Raw genomic sequence first — 19,908 nt, forward strand, 5'->3', positions numbered from 1 at the left:
TTTTTTCCCAGGAGCTGTACCCATGCCAGCCGCCAAACTGCTAAGCGAACTCAAGTCCCTGGGTGTCGAACTCTGGCCCCAGGATGGACAACTGAAATTCCGCGCGCCCCAGGGGTTGCTCGACACCGAGCGCCTGGCGCAACTACGCGAACACAAGCAACAGATCCTGCACCTGCTTGAGACACAGGAACGCCCGCTCGTGGAGGCCGACCCGGCGCAGCGTCACGCCCCCTTCCCCCTCACCGATGTGCAGAACGCCTACCTGCTGGGCCGCCAATCGTCCTTCGGCTACGGCAATGTCGCCTGCCATGGCTACCTGGAATTGAGCTGGCCGACACTGGCCCCGCAACAGGTGGAACAGGCCTGGAACCGCCTGATCGCCCGCCACGACATGCTGCGCGCAGTGATCGCCAGTGAAGGCTCGCAGCGCGTGCTGGCCGACGTCGCCCACTATTCGCTGGCCATCACCGACCTGCGTGGCGTCACTCCCGAGCAGCACCAGCACGCGGTGCAACAGATTCGCCAGGCCATGGAGCAGCAGCTCTACCCTACCGAGGTCTGGCCGCTGTTCGAGCTGCGCCTGAGCCGCAGCGACAACGGCGACACGCTGCACTTTTCCATGGACTCACTGATCGCCGATTGGGCCAGCGCGCAGCTGCTGTTCAATGAACTGGAGCAGTTGCTGCAGGATCCCCTGGCAACCTTGCCGGCCTTGGACATCACCTTCCGCGACTATCTGTTGGCCGAACGCAGTTTGCTCGAAGGCAGCCGCCACCAACGCGACCGTGACTACTGGCTGGCACGCATCGATACCTTGCCCGCCGCCCCACAACTGCCGGCCCCCCTGAATGGCGAGGACACCCGCGTGCCACGTTTTCAACGGCACTCGGCGCAGCTCGGCCCACAGCCATGGGCTGCCCTGAAAACCGCTGCCAGCGAACGCGGCCTCACCCCATCGATCGTGGTGCTGGCGGCCTATGCCGCCACCTTGCAGCGCTGGAGCCAACAGCCCGCTTTCAGCCTCAACCTGACGTTGCTCAACCGCCTGCCGCTGCACCCGCAGGTGGATCGCCTGGTGGGCGATTTCACCTCGGTCAGCCTGTTGCAGGTCAACGATCCCGAGGGCCAGGACTTCACCGCCCAGGCCCGCCAGTTGGGCAGCCAATTGTTTGCCGACCTGGAACATCGTTTGTTCTCGGGCATCCAGGTGATGCGCGAAATCGGTCGCCGCCGCGGGCGTGAAGCTGCCGCCATGCCGGTGGTATTCACCAGCGCCATCGGCCTGGGGATTGAGGCACCGCCGGCCAGTCAACGCCGGGTTGGCCACGGCATCACCCAGACTCCGCAAGTCATCCTCGACTGCCAGGTGCTGGATGACGCCAACGGCCTGCACATTCACTGGGACGTGCGTCAGGGCGTGTTCCCCAACGGCCTGGTGGACGACATGCATCAGACCTTCGTCGCCCAATTGCAGTTGCTGGCCCTGGACCCGGCAGCCTGGGACCATCCGGTGCAAGTGCCGCTGCCGACCTGGCAACAACGCGAGCGCCTGGCGGCGAATGCCACTGCCGGCCCCTTGCCCGCCGGCCGCCTGCACGACGGCCTGCTGGCCATGGCCCGGGAACATCCCCACGCCCTGGCGGTAATCGACGCCAGTGGCAGCCTGACCTACGCCGCCCTTGCCAAACGCGCACTGGCCGTGGCCGCAACCCTGCGTGAGGCAGGGTGCGACGCGCAGGAACCGGTGGCGATCCTGATGCCCAAGGGCCTCGACCAGGTGGTAGCGGCCTACGGCGTGTTGCTGGCCGGAGCGGCCTACCTGCCCCTGGACAGCAATGCCCCGGCCGCACGCCGCGACCGCGTGCTGCGTAATGCCAAGGTGCGGCATGTGCTGGGCCACTCCCTGGCACAGCCACACACGCCGTTGCCCGAGGCATTGCAGTGGCATGCAGTGGACCGGCTACCCCCGGCAGGTGCGGATTTCGCGCGGTTCGAGGGCAGCCCCGATGACCTCGCCTACGTGATCTACACCTCCGGCTCCACCGGCGAACCCAAGGGTGTGATGATCAGCCATCGCGCCGCGCTCAATACCGTGCAAGACATCAACCGGCGCTTCGAGGTCAACGCCGATGACCGTGTACTGGGCCTGGCGCAGCTGAGTTTCGACCTGTCGGTGTATGACCTGTTCGGCCCCCTCGCCGTGGGTGGAACCCTGGTGCTGCCCGACCCGGCACGCGGTGCCGACCCGTCGCACTGGGCCGAGCTGGTGCAGCGCCATCAGGTCACGCTGTGGAACTCGGTGCCAGCACAGTTGCACATGCTCGCCGATTACCTGCACGCCGCCCCCCGCCCACTGGACAGCCTGCGCTTGGCCTTGTTGTCCGGTGACTGGATCCCGCTGAACCTGCCGCCGCAACTCCAGGCGCTGTTGCCCGACCTGAAGCTGGTGGGCCTGGGCGGCGCCACCGAAGCCTCGATCTGGTCGAACCTGCACTCTATCGGCGCCATTGACCCGGCTTGGCGCAGCATTCCCTACGGACTGCCGTTGGCCAACCAAGGCTTTCGGGTACTCGACAGCCACTGGCGCGATGCGCCGACCTGGGTGCCGGGCGACCTGTATATCACCGGTGTCGGCCTGGCCCAGGGCTACCTGGGCGATCCGGCCTTGAGCGACGCACGCTTCTTTCCTCACCCGCTCGACGGCCAGCGTCTGTACCGTACCGGTGACCGTGGCCGCTACCTGCCGGGGGGTGAATTGGAACTCCTCGGCCGTGAAGACGGCCAGGTGAAGATTCGCGGGCATCGGGTGGAACTGGGTGAGGTCGAGGCCGCACTGCTCGCCATCCCGGGTGTGGACAGCGCGGTCAGTCTGGTCAGTGGAGACCTGCTGGCGTTCGTCACCGCCGCACGCGTCGAACCCGAGCCCCTGCCAGGCCCGTCGCTGCTCACGGCGGTCAAACGCTATGCCGACAGCCAGGTCGGCAGCTTCGATACGCAGCAGGTACGCGAGTATCAGGCTGAACTGAGTGCCGCTGCATTGAGTTCGATGCTGGAGGTGCTGCTCAAGGCCGGGCTGTTCAGCGGCGAACTGGCCGAACCGGACGCCGCTGCAATCCTGCACGCCTTGCAGGCCGCGCCGCGTCACCACTGGCTGGTGCGCCGTTGGTTGGGCGCGTTGTGCGAAGCCGGTCTGCTGCACCACACACACGCGCGCTATCGCCTGGCGCAGGCCGCGCCCAACCCGACGCTGGCCTGGGACCGGGTGGAACAGGCAGTCGCCTCGGGCCTGTGCAGCCAGGCGCTGCTCGACTACCAATTCAACCATGTGTGGCAATTGCCGCAACTGCTCAAGGGCGAGGTCAACCCGTTCGACCTGCTGTTCCCCCAAGGTCAGTTGGACCTGGCATTGCAGCTGTACGGCGGGGATGCGGTATCGCGCTACAACAACCACAGCATCGGCGCGCTGATCAACCGCCTGGCCACCCACCATGAAGGCGACGGCCCGCTGCGTATCCTCGAAATCGGCGCCGGCACCGGCGCCACCAGCGCGCCGGTCATCGGCCTGCTCGACGGCCTGGAAGTCGATTACCTGTTTACCGACATGACCGCGTTTTTCCTGCCGGCGGCCAAGCAGCGCTTTGCCGAACACGCCTGGGTGCGCTACGGCGTGCTGGACATCGACCAGGACATCCGGCCACAAGGGCTGGCCAGCAACAGCGTGGATATCGTGCTGTGCGCGGGCATGCTCAACAGCGTCAAGGACATCGACAATGCCCTTGGCCAGATCACCGAATTGCTCAGTCCCGGCGGTTGGCTGGTGTTCAGCGAACCCACCGGCGAATGGCCACCGATCCTGCTGACCCAGGGTTTCATGATGACGCCGGTGAATGGCGACCACGACCAGGGCCGCAGTGGCCTGCGCGGTGCCGAGATCTGGCAGGCGCGGGTCAAGGCCTTCGGGGGCGAATGCCTGCCCGCCCTGCCCCATGCCGACCACCCGCTGGCTGCCCTCGGCATGCAGGTATTCGCCGCCCGCTTCAAGGCCGGTGTGCAGCGCCTGAGTGTCGACAGCCTGCGTCGGGCATTGGCCCAGCGCCTGCCGGAGTACATGCTGCCGGCGCACCTGCAAGTGCTCGACCGCTTGCCGCTGACCGCCAACGGCAAGGTCGACCGCAAGATGCTGGGCGGTTGGCGCCCCGCCGTCGATGCCCAGGCCTCCAGCAGCCAGGAAGCGCCGAGCGATCCGCTCACCGCCGAGTTGTGCCGCCTGTGGGCCGATGCCTTGGGGCTGGCGCAGATCGGCGTCGACGACAGTTTCTACGAAAAAGGCGCCGACTCGCTGATCCTCGCCCGCGTCGCCGGCCAATTGCGCGAGCAACTGCCCCAGGCCCAAAGCCTGAGCTACGACACCCTGCTGCGCCAGATGCTCAACGAGCCGAATGTCGCTGCCCTCGCGCGCCTGCTCAATCAAGGCGAGATCAAGCCGGGCGTGATTGCTCCCAGCGGTAAGGTGCAGCGCTCGTCCAGCAGCAACGCGCTGGTAGTGCCGTTTGGCGGTGGTGAGGTCGGCCCGGTGCGGGTGATGTTCCATGCCGCCCTCGGTACCCTGGATTATTTCCAGCACCTGGGCCGCGCGCTCGCGAACCAGCAGGCCGGCCCGGTGATCGGCTTTGCCGTGGCCGACACCGCGCAGTACTTGGCGCTGGAGCCCAAGCGCCTGATCGAGAGCGTGGCCCAGGATTACGCCGAGCGCTTGATCGCCGACGGCCATCAACGCTTCCAACTGATCGGTTACTGCCTCGGCGGGCTGCTGGCCACCGAGGTTGCCCGGCGCTTGCTCGAACGCGGTATGGAAGTGGTCAACCTGAGCTTGATCGACAGCATTCCGATGTTCATCGACACCGACGAAGAGCTGGCCTATGAGGCGATCTTCGTGCCCAACCTGAACCTGGACCCGGTGAAAACCGTGTTCGGCGCGCACATCGAAGACTACGACGTGTACCGCGCCATCGACCTGCTGATGGCCCGCGACAATCGCCGCGTGCCCGCCGGGGCCATGGCCGCGTTGAGTGGCGATCCGGGGCTGGAAGCGCTGGCGCTGGCGGTACGGCAGCAATCGGCGCGCAGCCAGGAAGAACGCCTGGCCGAGTACGCGCGCCTGGCCTCGGGCCAGGCCGGGGTGCCGATCGGCCCCGAGCTGGTGCCCACCCTGTTCCGCGTGTGCCGCCACAGCATGCGTGCGGCGCGGTTCGACCCGCCGCCGTTCCTCGGCAACATGACCTACCTGCGCTGCCTGGAGCAGCAATCGTTCGGCATCACCGGCGGCGTCGGCCACTTGGCGGCGCCGTTCTGGGAAGACGCCTGCCTGGGCCGCTTCGAGCTGATAGACGTACCCGGCAACCACTTCAGCGTGATCGAACCGCCCCACGTCCACACGGTCACCACGCACCTGCTCGAGGCCCTTCGGAAAGACTCATGACCACTGCCCTGGATACCCTGAAACGCCCGGTCAAACGCCTGATCCGTCTCGGGGTGGTGTTCGCCGCCCTCGGCGCATTGGTCAACCTGGTGCCCTTTATCGGCCTCACCGAACTGGGCCGCTTGTTGCTGGCCGGTAGCGCCGACAGCCACACCCTCTGGCTGTGGGCGTCGCTGGTGGTGATCGCCCTCAGCCTGGGGTGGATGGCCAGTGGCGTGGCGCTGTGGCTGACCCATGTGGCCGACCATCGCCTGCAATCGAGCTTGCGCGAAGCCATGGTGCGCAAACTCGGGCGCTTGCCGTTGGGCTGGTACACCGACACCACCTCCGGCGCCGTACGCAAGGTGGTGCAGGACGACCTCGAAGACCTGCACCACCTGATCGCCCATCATGCGGTGGAACTCACCGCGGCCATCGTTACACCGCTGGCGGGCTTGCTGTGGCTGGTCACGTTGAACTGGCGACTGGCGCTGCTGGCGGTGCTGACGCTGCCCATCTACGCGGTGGCCTATACCCTGATGATGCGCGGCTTCGGCGCCAAGATGCAGTTGCTGGACAAGAGCATGACCCGGGTCAGCGCGGCGATTGTCGAGTTCGTGCACGGCATTGCCGTGATCAAGGCGTTCGGTCAGGTCGGCCAGGCTCATCGCTGCTATCAGCAAGCGGTCAACCAGTTCAGCGAGCAGTACGCCAGCTGGGTCAAGCCGCTGCTGCGCCTGGAAGCCTTTTCCTCGATGGCCTTGAGTGTGCCGGTGATCCTGCTGGTGAGCCTGGGGGTGGGCAGCCTGTTGCTGGCGCACGGCTGGATCACGCCGCTGGAGCTGTTCGCCGAAACCCTGGTGGCGGTGGTCATCCCACAATCGCTGCTGGTGATCAATCAGAGCCTCACCGCCCAGCGCACCGCCCTGGCGGCGGCCGACCGCATCGAAGCGCTGCTGGACGTCGAGGAACTGCCCGCGCCCAAGGCCTGCGTACAGCCCCAGGGCAGCGACATCCGTTTTGACCAGGTGCAGTTCGGCTACGACGCCGAGCACCTGATCCTCAAGGGCGTCGACCTGCACTGCCCGGCCGGCAGCGTGACCGCATTGGTCGGCGCGTCCGGTGCCGGCAAGTCGACCCTGGCCAAGCTGGTGCCGCGCTTTCATGACGTCAACGCCGGCCGCATCTGTGTGGGCGGCGCCGATGTGCGCGAGATCGACCCGCGCCAGTTGTATCAACACGTGGGCTTCGTGTTGCAGGACGCGCAACTGGTGCACGGCACGGTCGCCGACAACCTGCGCCTGGGCCGCCCCGACGCCAGCGATGCAGAGGTCGAGGCGGCGGCGCGCTCGGCGCAGATCCATGCGCGTATCCAGGCCCTGCCCCGGGGTTATCAGTCGGTGATCGGCGAAGACGCGATCTTCTCCGGTGGCGAGGCGCAACGTGTGTCCATCGCCCGTACCCTGCTGGCCGACACGCCAGTGCTGATCCTCGATGAAGCCACCTCCCACGCCGATCCCGAATCCGAAGCGCTGATCCAGGATGCCCTCTCGGCCCTGGCGTGTGGCCGCACGGTACTGGTGATTGCCCATCGCCTGGCGAGCATCAGCGGGGTCGACCAGATCGTTGTCCTCGACCAGGGCCGCGTGCTGGAAAGCGGCCGTCATGAGCAATTGCTGAAAGCCAACGGCGCCTATGCCCGACTGTGGCGAGCGGGCACCGAAATCCCGGCCTTGGAGGTGTCCTTGTGATCCGCAGCCTTGTGACCTTACTGGGCCCGGCCCATGCCCCGCGCCTCTACCATTACCTTGCGTGGCTGGTGACCAGTGCCGTGCTGCAAGGCCTGGCCGTGGCGCTGCTGGTGCCGATCCTGCACGCGCTGTTCGCCGGCGATCTGCCCACGGCCTTGGCCTGGCTGGCGGGCCTGGCGGCGATGGCGGTGCTGGCCTGCCTCGCCCATTACCAGCAGGCCATGAAGGGCTTTACCCTGGCCCTGCTGGTGCTGACGACCTTGCATGATCGCCTCGGCCGGCACCTGGTCAGCCTGCCGCTTGGCTGGTTCAACCCGGAAAAGGTCGGGCGCCTGTCGCGCAGCGCCACCAGCGGCACGCTGATGGTCACCGGTTTGTTTGCCCATTACCTGGGGCCGGTGGTGTCCGGGGTAGTGGTGCCGGCCACGGTCGCGCTGACCCTGTTCGTGTTCGACTGGCGCCTGGGCCTGACGGCCGTGCTGTGTGCACCACTGATCTATTTCACCCATCGCTGGTCGGCCGCCGCCATCGGCAGCAACGATGCGCGGGTGGAAGCCGCCGCGACCCTGGCCGGCAACCGGGTGGTGGAATTCGCCCGCTACCAGCAAGTGCTGCGCGCGTTTGGTCGCACCCAGGACGGCTACGCGCCGTTGCAGGCGGCCAACCACGCGCAGAAGCTGGCGGGCGGTTCCATGCTGTCGCAGACCTTTCCCAAGCTGCTCGCCGGCGGCTTGACCGTGCAACTGGCTTTCGCACTGCTGGTGGGCGTGGGTATTGCCCTGGCGGCCCACGGTGAAATCGACGCGATCCAACTGGTCGCCCTGCTCGCCCTGACAGCGCGGTTCGTGGGACCACTGGCCGAAGCCGCGGCGCGCAGCGGCCTGTTGCGCATGGCCGGGAACGACCTGGATCATCTGGTGGGAATCCTGCGTGAGCCGCCGCTGCCCGAACCCGCCGTCAGCCAACCCTTGTCAGCGCCCGGCAGCCTGGCCTTCGAATGCGTGAGCTTCGCCTACCCCAGTGGCCCGACGGTGTTGCGCGATCTGACATTCAACGCACCGGCCCATTCGATGACCGCGATTGTCGGCGCTTCGGGCTCGGGCAAGACCACCGTCACCCGCTTGCTGATGCGCTTTTTCGATACCACGGCGGGCAGCGTCAAGGTCGGCGGCGTGGACGTGCGCGAGCTGTCCAGCGAGGCGCTGATGGCGCAACTGTCGCTGGTGATGCAGGACGTGTACCTGTTCGACGACAGCCTCGAAGCGAATATTCGCGTGGGCAGCCCGGACGCCAGTGCACGCGAAGTCGCCGAAGCGGCACGGCTGGCGGGCGTCGATGAAATCGTCGCGCGCCTGCCCCAGGGCTGGAACACGCCAGTGGGCGAAGGCGGCGCGTCGTTGTCCGGGGGGGAGCGCCAGCGCGTGTCCCTGGCCAGGGCGTTGCTCAAACGCGCGCCGATCGTGCTGCTGGATGAAGCCACCGCCGCGCTCGACCCGCACAACGAAGCCTTTGTACAAGCGGCAATTCGCAGCCTGATGCAAAGCTCGACCGTGCTGGTGATCGCCCATCGTTTGCCGACCATCATGGCCGCCGACCAGATCCTGGTGCTCGACGCAGGTCGCCTGGTGGAGTCCGGCACCCATGCGCATTTGCTCGGTCTAAATGGCCGCTACGCCGGGTTCTGGCATGACCGTCAGCGCGTCGGCGGCTGGCGCCTGAATGCGCAGGCCCAGCCATGCTGATCGGGCTGCTGGGCGCCAGTGGCGACGTCGGCCTGGCCAGCGCGCAGGCCATGTTGAGCCTGGGCCTGCACGATCTGCGCCTGGGCGGGCGTGATCCGCACAACGGCGCGCGCTGCCTGGCGCGGCTCCAGCAGCAATGGCCCGATGCACGGCTGCAATGGACGGCCGTGGACTTCAACGACACGCCAGCCCTGGCCAGGTTCGCCGGCGGCTGCGACGTGCTGCTCAACTGCGCCGGCCCGTCCTGGCGCGTGGCGGACCGTGCCGCGCAGGCCGCCTTGAAAGCCGATGCGCATTACGTCGATGCAGCCGGCGATATACACCTCGACCCGGCCCTATGGCGCGGGCGTAGCGCGGTGCTTGGCGCGGGCCTGCAACCGGGACTCACCGGCCTGCTGCCGCGCTGGCTGGCTGCACAGGGATTCACTCGGGTACAGGGCCTGACCAGCTATTTCGGCCTGCGTGACCACTTCACCGCGGTGGCCGCCGACGACTTCCTGCAAGGTGCGGTGGACGGCTCCAGCGAGCCCCTGGCGGCTTGGCACAACGGCCGTTGCAGCCGCAGACTGAGGCGCCGTCGCGATGTGCTGCTGCCGTGTTTCCCCGGCCCGGTGCACGTGCTGCCCTACTTGAACCTCGAAGGCGAACGCCTGGCCAGGGACCTGCATCTGGAGACTGGCCAGTGGTTCAACGTGATGACCGACGGGCATGTGCTCAAGGCCCTCGACCAGGCGCACAACCTGCCGCGTGCCGAAGCGGTGCAACGCTTATGCACGGCCAGCCAGTTGGACCTCAGTGGCCAGGCACCTTTCGTCACGTTGTTGCTGCAACTCGATGGCCTCTGCGACGGCCAAGCGTGCACCCGCAGCCTGGTATTCAGCGGCGCGGGCAATGCGCCACTGACCGGCGCCATGGCGGCGGCCACGGTAGTGAGTGTGCTCGAAGGCGAAATCCTCCCCGGCTGCCATTACGCCGCGCACGCTTTGCCGCCCGCCGCCAGTCTTGAACGCCTGCAACGCACCAAGGCGATCCGCGCGCTGAACCTGCTGCACCACCCGCTCGAACACCTGCAACACGCTGAAGAAGGTTGCCTATGAACACCGCCCTCAACGCGCTGGAACAACTGAGCCTGGGCGTCATGGCCCGCGTGCTCGTGCAAACCCAAGCCTTGCCTGTGCAGGTCTGGCGAACAGCCGAACACCTCAACCAAGCGCTCGGCACGGCACCGCGCCATGCCTGGATTGTGCGGCGCTGGCTGGCGGCGTTGGCGCGTTCCGGAGCCATGCGTGAAGACGCTGAACGGTTTGCCTGGTACGGCACGCCACCGCAGGCAGCCGTCGGCGATTTGCCAGGGTTGTATGCCGAACTGGGCTTCCCGCCGAGCATGGCGCACGTGCATGCCCAGGTCATCGAGTGCCTGCCCGAGTTGCTGCGCGACCATATTGCCCTGGCGCCTTTGCTGGTGCTCGCCGGGGACCCCATGGCGGTACTCGGTGCGTACCAGCACAACCACTTCACCGCCGCGATCAACCAGGCGCTGGCGGCCCGTGCGCGGGAAGCCGGTGCGGCCGGCGAGGTGTTGCAGGTGCTGGAACTCGGCGGCGGCGCCGGTTGCACCACCCGCGCTGTACTGGGAGTCCTGGAAGACCGCGAAAAGGCCTATCGCTTCACCGACCTCAGCTACTTGTTTACCGGCGCGGCTCGTCGCCAGTTCCGCCTGGAGCCAGGCTTGCAATTCAGCCTGCTCGACCTGGATCGCGACTTCAGCGAACAGGGCATTGAGCCCCGCAGCCAGGACCTGGTGATCGCCGGCAACGTGCTGCACAACGCCCGCGACCTGCCGCGCAGCCTGGCGCGAATCCGCGCCTGCCTGCGCGACGGCGGCACCTTGCTGTTCAGCGAATCCATCGCCGACAACCCGGCGATGCTCACCTTTATGCACCTGTTGCTGTCTCCGCCTGCCGGCGCCCCACTGCGGGCCAACGACGAGGTATTCATGGCGCCCGACGCCTGGCGCCAGGCGTTGCACGTCGCGGGCTTCGAGTTGCTCGACTTATGGCCCGACGCGACCGATCCGTTGGCCGCCGCCGGGCAACGTCTGTTCCATGCCACAGGAGTTTCACGATGAACGTCGACACCCTGCTGATTGATCTGCCCTTCGGTCACCACCCGTGGCGTTTGCCGGCCTTGACCGATCTGGGCAGTCATCACCTGGCCCCACCACGCCTGCTGGCCGAACTCGAACGCCAGCGCCCCGGCGTGGTGGTGATGGGTGCCGACCAACTGGAGCGGCTGCTGGATTTCCCCGCCCTGCCCTTGAGCGACCTCAGCCACTTGGAGCAGGTGGTGTTTATCAGCACCCGGCCGGGCGACTGGCCGCTGGCAGAACGGGCAGCCGCCCAACTCAATTGCCGCGTGCAGGGTTTCACTCAGGTTCAGGACGAATGGCGTGACCTGGCCAGCGTCAAGCGCGCACATCAGCGCTGGCGCGAGCGCGCCCTCGACCACCCCCAAGTGAGTGCCGTCGCGCTGCATGGCCAAACCCTGTTCGCGGTGCCGCATGCCTGTGCCGTCACGTCGGTAGAGGATCATCTGGCCGCGACCGAAGCCGCACTCGACCAGCAGTTTGACGCTGCACAACTGACCGAGGCGGTACGCCTCAATGATCGACTCGGCCACGCCGCGCTGCTGTCAATGCTCAACGGGCTGGAGCATTGCGGGCTGCTGCCTGCGCCGTTCAATGACGTGGCCCGGAGCCTGGCGCTGGCCGGCATTGCCCCCGGTCACCGCCCCTTGATTGCGCGCTGGCTCGCTGTGCTGCAATCCCAAGGTATGTTGCAGCGAGTCGCAGATAGGTTGCAGCCCACCCTCGACGCGAGCGCCTGGAATGATGCCGCCCTCGAAGGTATTTGGGCGCAGTTGAGCGTGGACTGGGCGCGCAACACCGGCGGCAGCGGCACCCTCGACTACGCACGGGACAATGCGCGCCAGTTGCCGTCGTTGATGCGCGGCGAGTGTGCGGCGGTGCACCTGCTGTTTCCCGAAGGCCGCACCGAACGTGCGGCGGCGCTGTACCGCGAGAGCCTGGCGGCGCAATACCAGCACCGCGCCGTTGCCCACTGGCTCGGCGCCTGGGCCGCACGCCAGCCGGCCGGTGTGCCGTTGCACGTGCTGGAAGTCGGTGCTGGCACCGGTTCCACCACCCAGGCGGTGTTGCCCGCTTTGGCGAATGCCAGCGTGGACTACCTGTGCACCGACGTGTCGCGCTACTTCAGCGAGCAAGCCGCCGAGCGGCTCAAGGACTGGCCGTGGGTGCGCCACGGCGTGTTCGATATCGACCGCCCCGCCCTGGCACAGGGTTATCCAAGCCAGACTTGGGACCTGATCGTCGCCGGTGGCGTGCTGAATGCCGCCCGCGACACCGAACGCTCCTTGGCCACCCTGCTCGCCTTGCTCAAACCGGGCGGCTGGCTGGTGTTCAGCGAACCGACCCAGGAGGCGTTCTGGGTAATGGCCTCCCAGGCCTTCATGCTCAACCAGGCCAGCGACGAGCGCCAACTCAGCAGCGCCACCTTCCTCGACCTGGCGCAGTGGCAAAGCGCATTGGCCCGGGCCGGGTTCCACGGCAACCGCAGCCTGCCCGCCGCCACACACCCGCTGGCGAGCCTGGGCCACCGCGTGTTCGTCGCCCAGGTGCCGGCCCAACGCCTGAGCCGCGCCGCACTGGCGGCCCACCTCGACGACCCCGACCTGCAGCTTGAACTGCTCGATCATTTGCCCGACCTCAGCATCGCCAAGGACTTGCCATGAACCCGTTGGCCTACCCCTTCAACCGCTTCACCGACCTGAAGCTGGCCGAGCCCTACCGTCATGCCCTGCAGGCACCAGGCCTGTTGCGCATCCAGATGCCCATCGGCACCCCTGCCTGGCTCGCCACCCGCTATGACGATGTGCGCCTGGTGCTGGGCGACCGGCGCTTCAGCCGCAGCGAGGCGTTTCGCCGTGACGATAGCCCGCGTGCCTTTTCGCGCATCGCCAGTGGCATCGTGATGATGGACCCGCCGCAACTCACGCGGATCCGTTCGCGCGCGGCCCAGGCCTTCACCCGGCGCCGCGTCGAAGCCCTGCGCGCCCACACCCGAGACTACGCCCACCAGTTGATCGACCGCATGCTCGCCGCCGGCCCGCCTGCCGACCTGGTCAACGACTACGCCTTGCCACTGCCCCTGGCGCTGATCTGCGAGCTGCTCGGTGTGCCGGTGCAAGACCGTGATCGCTTCAAGGCGTGGAACGATTCACTGCTGTCGACCCGCGCCGAGGACGCGGTTCAGACCCAACGTCAACTGGGCGAACTAACCGCGTACATCAAAGGCCTGGTGGCCGAACGTCGACGCGAACCGCGGGATGACTTCATGACCGCCCTGACCCAGGCCGATGAAAAAGGCGAGTCCCTCAACGAGGAGCAATTGCTGCTGTTGTGCATTGCGATCCTGGTCGCCGGTTACGAAGGCAGCGCCTCGCAGATCCCCAACTTCCTCCAGGTGTTGCTGGACAACCCCGCGCAGTGGCAACAGCTCAAGGCCGATCCCGAGCAGATACCGCAGGCGGTCGAAGAGCTGCTGCGCTACATCCCGCTGGCCTCGGCGGCGATGTTTGTGCACTACGCACGGGAAGACATTCAGGTGGGTGAAACCTTGGTGCGCCAGGGCGAACCGGTATTCGCCTCCATCGGCGCCGCCAACCATGACCCGGCACGCTTTGAAAACCCGCAGGCGCTGAACCTGAAACGGGATGCCAGCGGCCATTTCGGCTTCGGTCACGGCCTGCATCACTGCATCGGCTCGGCCCTGGCGCGGGTGGAGTTGCAGGAGGCGCTGCACGCCCTGGTGGTGCGCCTGCCCGGCCTGCAACGCTGCGGCGAGGTGCAGTGGAAGACCGCGACGTTCTTTCGCGGCGCCCACTGCCTGCCGGTGACCTGGTCATGAGCCGCGCCCCTGCACGCAAGCGCGTGATCGTCGCGGGCACCGCGTTTGGCCGTATCTACCTGCAAGCCCTGGCGCGCGCCCGCGCCGACTATGAACTGGCAGGCATCCTGTCACGTGGCAATGCCTACTCACGCGCTTGCGCCGCTCACTATCGCGTGCCGCTATACGAGGCGGTCGAGCAGATGCCGGATGACATCGACATTGCCTGCGTGGTGGTGCGCTCCGGCGCCACCGGTGGCCCCGGTAGCGAGCTGGCCCAGCAACTGCTGCGGCGTGGCATCCACGTGTTGCAGGAACACCCGGTGCACCACCGCGAAATCGCCGCGTGTATGCAGGCCGCACGTCAGGGCCAGGCGGCCTATGCGGTGAACACGCTGTACCCGAATATCCTCGCGATCCGGCGTTTTCTCGCGGTGGCCGAGTACCTGCGCGAACAGCAGGGGCTGGCGTATATCGACGCGGCCTGCAACAGCCAGGTGGCCTATCCGCTGCTGGATATTCTCGGGCGCCTGGCGGGAGGCCTGCGGCCCTGGGTGTTCGCAGCGCCGGCCGCCGGGGTCGAGGCGCAACCCTTCACGCGGTTCAACGCCAGTTTCAACGGTGTGCCGATTAGCCTGCGCATCCAGAACCAGGTGCACCCCCAGGATCCGGACAACCATTCCTTCCTGCTGCATCGCCTCGAAGTCGGCTGCGAAGCCGGCGTGCTGAGCCTCGCCGACACCCACGGCCCGGTGCTGTGGAACCCGCGCCTGCATGCCCCACGGGACAATACCGATCGTCTGATCATGGCCGGCCCGGGCAGCGAACACCTGGCCGGGCCGACGATGGTGGTGCTCGATCCGCAGATCCCGGCGAGTTACCACCAAGTCTTCAACCAGGTCTGGCCCGATGCCGTCACTGTCGCCCTCGGCGAGCTGTGTCGTGACATCGACGACCCCGCGCGGCGCTTGCGCAGCGGTGTATGGGCCACTGAGGTGTCCATGGCCTGGCGAGAAATGAACAGCCTGATCGGCATGCCCACGCTGATTGAACCGTCCGTGCCGCGCGTGCTGCCACTGGCCGACCTCTACGCCCGTGCCACGGTCGTGCAACCCCCTTGCGGTGACGACACCGCCCAACTGCTGGGAGCCCTGCCGTTTTGAACACTACCTCATCCCCTTCCGCTTGCAGCCATGTGCTGCTGTGGGTGCGCGACTTGCACCAGGCCGTGGCGAATTTCCGCGCCGCCGGCTTCGAGGTCACTTACGCCACCGCCGAAGCCAACGCACAACACGCGCACATCTGGTTCAGCCAGGGGCCGATCATCGAGCTGCTGACCACGCCGCGCCATGCCTGGTTGTTCAAGTGGCCCATCGACTGCCTCGCCGGCCGGGGTGCCGGACGGCGCATGTTGCGTTGGGCGGCCCAGGGCGAAGGCTTCTGTGACCTCGCCCTGCTGTGCGAAGACCCAGCCCTGGCACCACGCCTCAAGGGCCTGGCGGCCAGTGGCGTGCCCATGGGGCGCACGGTGAACTGGCGGCGCACCTGCGCCGATGGCAGCCAGACGCGCTTTCGCTTCGTGTACCCGCGCCATGACCGCCTGCCATTCCTGGTCACGCCCTATTCGCCCTCCCAACACCCGGAGCGCAGGGTCCACCCCAATGGCGCCACCGGGTTGGCCGCGATTCACCTGGGCGTACACCCCGACGATCACACCGCCCTCAACCTGCTGGCCGGCGATGACCCGCTGCTGCGCCTACAACCGGCCGCATACACCGGCGTACAGGCGGTGCAAATCACCGGCCTTGCGCACCCGTTGAATTTGCACGGCGCCCAGTTCCTGGGCTGCGCGACTGCCCTAGGAGATTGCCATGCTTGATGGATGCACTGACTGGCCCGACGACTTTATCCGCCGCTACCGCGAGCAAGGCTACTGGCGTGGCGCCCCCTTGGGCGAACTGCTACGCGAGCAGGCCCGGCGCACGCCGCACAAAGAGGCCCTCGTGGACCACGCCCGGCGCTGGAGCTACGCCGAACTCGACCAACAGGCCGACCGCCTGGCCGCCGGCCTCGCCGATCGCGGGCTGGTTGCCGGCCAGCGGGTGCTCGTGCAACTGCCGAATGTCGCCGAGTTCTTCAGCCTGACCTTCGCCCTGCTGCGCCTGGGCGTCATCCCGGTGTTTGCGCTACCGGCCCATCGCGAACATGAACTCGCGCACCTAGCGCACCTCAGCCAGGCGGTGGCCTATGTGGTGGTTGATCAGCATCTGGGCTTCGACTATCGCCCGTTGGCGCGCACATTGCGTGAGCAAGTGCCGAGCCTGCAACAGGTATGGGTGGTCGGCGCAGCCGAGGAGTTCGTGCCGCTGGCGCAGTGTGTCGCCAGCCCGCGCGAACTGCCTGAGCCGGATTCGCGGGAGGTGGCGGTGCTGTTGTTGTCCGGCGGCACCACCGGCCTGCCCAAACTGATCCCGCGCACCCATGACGACTACGCGTGCAATGCGCGCCTGGCGGCCCAGGCGTGTGGTTTCGATGCCGATACCCGCTACCTGGCCGCGCTGCCGGTGGCACACAACTTCCCCCTCGCCTCCCCCGGGGCGCTGGGCGTGTTCAGTGTCGGTGCCACCCTGGTGCTGGCGCCGGAACCGAGCCCGGACACCACCTTCGAACTGATCGAGCGCGAACGCATCACCCACACCGCCCTGATCCCACCGCTGGTATTGCTGTGGCTGGAATTCGCGCAATGGTCCGATAACGACCTGGGCAGCCTGCAATGGCTGCAGGTCGGCGGCGCCCGGCTCAAGGCCGAGATCGCCGCGCGCATCCGCCCGGTTTTGGGCTGCAATCTGCAACAGGTGTACGGCATGGCCGAGGGTTTGCTGTGCTTTACACCACTGGATGATCCGCAGCCGCTGGTGTTCGACACCCAGGGGTTGCCGCTGACCATCGACGACGAGATCCGCATCGTCGACGCCGACGACCTGCCGGTGACGCCCGGCACCGTCGGTGAATTGCTGGTGCGCGGCCCCTACACCATTCGCGGCTATTACAACGCCGCCGAGCAGAACCAGCGCGCGTTTACCGCCGACGGCTTTTACCGCAGCGGCGACCTGGTGCGGCGCCTGCCCGAGGGGCATTTGGTCGTCGAGGGACGCAGCAAGGATGTGATCAATCGCGGTGGCGAGAAAATCCCCGTGGAAGAGATCGAGAACCTGCTGCTCGGCCATCCGCTGATTCGCGATGTGGCGCTGGTGGCCCTGGCCGACGAGTTGCTCGGGGAGCGCAGTTGTGCCTGTGTGCTGGCCCACGGCGAGCAGGTCGACCTGGCCTCGATCAACGCCTGGCTGCGCAAACGCGGGCTGGCCGCCTACAAATTGCCGGATCGCTTGCAGGTGCTGCGCGAATTCCCGCTGACGCGCCTGGGCAAAGTCAACCGCAAGGTCCTGGCGGAACAGGTGCTGGCGCTATGAGCGGCGCTGCATCGCCCTGGTTGCGCGTGCTGCGAGAAAGCGAACAGGCCCGGGCACGCCTGGTGTGCCTGGCCCATGCCGGGGGCAGCGCGAGTTTTTTCCGCCCCTGGCTGGCGCACCTGCCGGGGGATATCGACCTGCTGGCGGTGCAGTATCCGGGACGTGAAGAGCGTTTCAACGAAGCGCATATACCGTGCCTGGACGGCCTGGCCGGGCACATTGCCGGAGCGCTGCAAACGCTGCCAGTCCGGCCCTTGCTGCTGTTTGGCCACAGCATGGGCGCGGCCCTCGCCTACGCCGTGGGGGTGCGCCTGCAAGCGGCAGGTTCTGGAGCCGCCCATGTGTTCGTCTCGGGCCACGCGCCTCCACACCGGCAACCGCCCAGTGACCTGCACCGCCAGGACGACGCCGCGCTGGTCGCCGACATCCTGCGCCAAGACACCAACGCCGCCGGCCTGTGGGCCAACCCGCAACTGCGTGCGCTGTTCCTGCCGACCCTGCGCAGCGACTACCAGGCCATCGAAACCTGGCGTCCGAAGCAGCTTGCCCGCTTGGCAGCGCCACTCGACGTGCTGCTGGCCCGCGATGACGCGGAAGTCAGCCTTGAGCAGGCCCGCGCCTGGGCCGACCTCAGCGACCACACCCCGGATATCCGCTTGTTCGGCGGCGACCACTTTTACCTCAAGCATCAGCCGCGACCGGTGATCCATCACCTGTTGCAACGCACCGCCTACCTTCAGGGAGACTCGGTATGAAAACCCCGGAACACTGCACTGGCCTTTCGGACATTCGTCATGCCATCGACAGCCTCGACCAGCAGATCATCGACGCCCTCGGCTTGCGCATGCAGTACGTCAAGGCCGCCGCCGCGTTCAAGCCCGACCAAGCCAGCATCGCTGCCCCGGAGCGCGTCGCGGCGATGTTGCCGCAGCGCCGGCAATGGGCACAGGCGCTTGGGCTGGACGGTGAATTTATCGAGGGATTGTTCAACCAGATCATCCATTGGTACATCGCCGAGCAGACCGCCTTCTGGCTGCAGAAAAAGAGCAAGGTCGTATGAACGCGGCCGAGTTGCTCAAGGTGTTCCAGGCTGCGCACCAGCGTGCGGTGGCGTATCAACGGCCGATCATCGCCGTCGCCGCGCATACCGCGCCGACGCTGGAGGCGCTGGCCCTTTACGAAGCCCATCGGCAAGGGTTCTTCTGGTGCGCGCACTCGCCGGACCTGACACTGTTCGGTCTGGGCTGCGCTTGGCAGATCGAGGCCAGCGGCCCCCAACGCATGCTCGAGGTGGACCGCCAATGGTTCGCCTTGTGTGCCGATGCGGTGATCGACGGGCCCAAGGCACCTTTGCTGCTGGGAGGCATGCGCTTCGATGAACAGCGGCCTTGCGCGCCGCAGTGGGCCGCCTTCGCCGACGCCAGCTTTCACTTGGCCCATTGGCTGCTCAGCGAAGACGCCGATGGCCGCTGGCTGCGCTGCCAGCGGGTGGTCGAACCCGACAGCGACCCGGCGGCATTGACCCGCGACAGCCTGGCCGCCTATGCGCAACTGCTCAACCCGCCCGCCTCGACGGCCACTGCGCCCGCCGTCGTCGAACGCAACGCGCTGCCTTCCCATCAATGGCAGGGTAAGGTCGATACGGCGTTGCAGGCCATTTCAGGCGGCGAATTGAACAAAGTGGTGTTGGCGCGGCATATCGAGTATCAGTTGGACGCGCCCCTCGACAGTGGTGCAGTGATGCAGCGACTGCACGCACGTCGCAACGCGTCCCACCTGTTCGCGCTGCACCGTGGCGAGCATTGCTTCATGGGGGCCACCCCCGAGAGACTGCTCAGTTGTCGGGAGGGTCGCCTGACCACCCATGCCCTGGCAGGCAGCGCGCGACGTGGCATTACCGCCGACGAGGATCACGCTATCGGTGTACGGTTACTGGCCGACCCCAAGGAACAACATGAACATCGACTGGTGGTGCAGACCATCACCCAAGCCCTCGACGACAAGGTCAACGACCTCCAGGCCGCGTCATGCCCCCACCTGCTGAAGCTGGCCACCGTGCAGCACCTGAGCACGCCGATAACCGCGCAACTCAACCCAGACAAGCGTTTGCTGGACGGTATCCAGGCACTGCACCCAACGCCGGCGGTGGGTGGATTGCCAAGGGGGACAGCCATGAATTTCATCCGTCGCCACGAAGGCTTCGACCGGGGCTGGTATGCGGCCCCTGTGGGCTGGCTGGACTCAAAGGGCGATGGAGATTTCCTGGTAGCTCTACGTTCGGCGCTGATCACCGCAAAAAACTGTCATTTGTTCGCTGGGTGCGGGATTGTGCATGGCTCTTGGCCTGCCGATGAGTATGCGGAAACCCAGATCAAGCTTGCCAGCATGGAGCATGCATTATTGCTCTTCCCACGCGAGTCAATAACGTAGGAACGAAGCCTGGCTTTCATTTGGACTGCTGCTCCTTCCAGATCAAATGTGGCGTGACACTGAAAACCATCCGAATCCATCTTGGTCTCTGTC

Annotated in this window: 13 protein-coding genes; all 13 read left to right on the forward strand. The window is 66.7% G+C overall.

The genetic code is table 11. The features are described from left to right. Positions 1 to 22: 22 nt before the first annotated feature. Genes AC6CIA_RS01175 through AC6CIA_RS01235 form a run of 13 tightly spaced genes read left to right on the forward strand, consistent with a single transcriptional unit; the run spans position 23 to position 19,815 of the window. Positions 23 to 5,479: a non-ribosomal peptide synthetase gene (locus AC6CIA_RS01175; protein ID WP_498310249.1), complete on the forward strand. Its 5,457-nt coding sequence runs from the start codon at positions 23 to 25 to the stop codon at positions 5,477 to 5,479. Next, positions 5,476 to 7,209 carry an ABC transporter ATP-binding protein gene (locus AC6CIA_RS01180; RefSeq protein WP_498310250.1) on the forward strand — a complete coding sequence of 578 codons (1,734 nt, stop codon included), beginning with the start codon at positions 5,476 to 5,478 and terminating at the stop codon, positions 7,207 to 7,209. The genes AC6CIA_RS01175 and AC6CIA_RS01180 overlap by 4 nt, the downstream gene beginning before the upstream one ends. Continuing rightward, positions 7,206 to 8,951 (forward strand): ABC transporter ATP-binding protein, encoded by a 1,746-nt coding sequence (locus tag AC6CIA_RS01185; RefSeq protein ID WP_498310251.1) that lies wholly within the window; start codon positions 7,206 to 7,208, stop codon positions 8,949 to 8,951. The genes AC6CIA_RS01180 and AC6CIA_RS01185 overlap by 4 nt, the downstream gene beginning before the upstream one ends. Beyond that, positions 8,945 to 10,048 (forward strand): saccharopine dehydrogenase NADP-binding domain-containing protein, encoded by a 1,104-nt coding sequence (locus AC6CIA_RS01190; RefSeq protein ID WP_498310252.1) that lies wholly within the window; start codon positions 8,945 to 8,947, stop codon positions 10,046 to 10,048. Before AC6CIA_RS01185 ends, AC6CIA_RS01190 begins: the two co-directional genes overlap by 7 nt. Beyond that, positions 10,045 to 11,079 carry a class I SAM-dependent methyltransferase gene (locus tag AC6CIA_RS01195; RefSeq protein ID WP_498310253.1) on the forward strand — a complete coding sequence of 345 codons (1,035 nt, stop codon included), beginning with the start codon at positions 10,045 to 10,047 and terminating at the stop codon, positions 11,077 to 11,079. The genes AC6CIA_RS01190 and AC6CIA_RS01195 overlap by 4 nt, the downstream gene beginning before the upstream one ends. Next, positions 11,076 to 12,761: a class I SAM-dependent methyltransferase gene (locus AC6CIA_RS01200; protein ID WP_498310254.1), complete on the forward strand. Its 1,686-nt coding sequence runs from the start codon at positions 11,076 to 11,078 to the stop codon at positions 12,759 to 12,761. Before AC6CIA_RS01195 ends, AC6CIA_RS01200 begins: the two co-directional genes overlap by 4 nt. Beyond that, complete coding sequence (locus AC6CIA_RS01205; RefSeq protein ID WP_498310255.1) at positions 12,758 to 13,936, forward strand: cytochrome P450; 1,179 nt, start codon at positions 12,758 to 12,760, stop codon at positions 13,934 to 13,936. The genes AC6CIA_RS01200 and AC6CIA_RS01205 overlap by 4 nt, the downstream gene beginning before the upstream one ends. Further along, the gene (locus AC6CIA_RS01210; protein WP_498310256.1) at positions 13,933 to 15,078 is read left to right on the forward strand and encodes a Gfo/Idh/MocA family oxidoreductase; all 1,146 of its coding nucleotides are present in this window, start codon (positions 13,933 to 13,935) and stop codon (positions 15,076 to 15,078) included. The genes AC6CIA_RS01205 and AC6CIA_RS01210 overlap by 4 nt, the downstream gene beginning before the upstream one ends. Continuing rightward, positions 15,075 to 15,794, forward strand: coding sequence for a VOC family protein (locus AC6CIA_RS01215; RefSeq protein ID WP_498310257.1), 720 nt, complete (start codon positions 15,075 to 15,077; stop codon positions 15,792 to 15,794). Before AC6CIA_RS01210 ends, AC6CIA_RS01215 begins: the two co-directional genes overlap by 4 nt. After that, complete coding sequence (locus AC6CIA_RS01220; protein ID WP_498310258.1) at positions 15,787 to 17,385, forward strand: (2,3-dihydroxybenzoyl)adenylate synthase; 1,599 nt, start codon at positions 15,787 to 15,789, stop codon at positions 17,383 to 17,385. The genes AC6CIA_RS01215 and AC6CIA_RS01220 overlap by 8 nt, the downstream gene beginning before the upstream one ends. Beyond that, the gene (locus AC6CIA_RS01225) at positions 17,382 to 18,140 is read left to right on the forward strand and encodes a thioesterase II family protein (protein ID WP_498310259.1); all 759 of its coding nucleotides are present in this window, start codon (positions 17,382 to 17,384) and stop codon (positions 18,138 to 18,140) included. Before AC6CIA_RS01220 ends, AC6CIA_RS01225 begins: the two co-directional genes overlap by 4 nt. After that, positions 18,137 to 18,445: an isochorismate lyase gene (locus AC6CIA_RS01230; RefSeq protein ID WP_498310260.1), complete on the forward strand. Its 309-nt coding sequence runs from the start codon at positions 18,137 to 18,139 to the stop codon at positions 18,443 to 18,445. The genes AC6CIA_RS01225 and AC6CIA_RS01230 overlap by 4 nt, the downstream gene beginning before the upstream one ends. Next, positions 18,442 to 19,815: an isochorismate synthase gene (locus AC6CIA_RS01235; RefSeq protein ID WP_498310261.1), complete on the forward strand. Its 1,374-nt coding sequence runs from the start codon at positions 18,442 to 18,444 to the stop codon at positions 19,813 to 19,815. Before AC6CIA_RS01230 ends, AC6CIA_RS01235 begins: the two co-directional genes overlap by 4 nt. Positions 19,816 to 19,908: the final 93 nt, after the last annotated feature.

It is taken from the genome of Pseudomonas sp. GQ91, assembly GCF_059758795.1.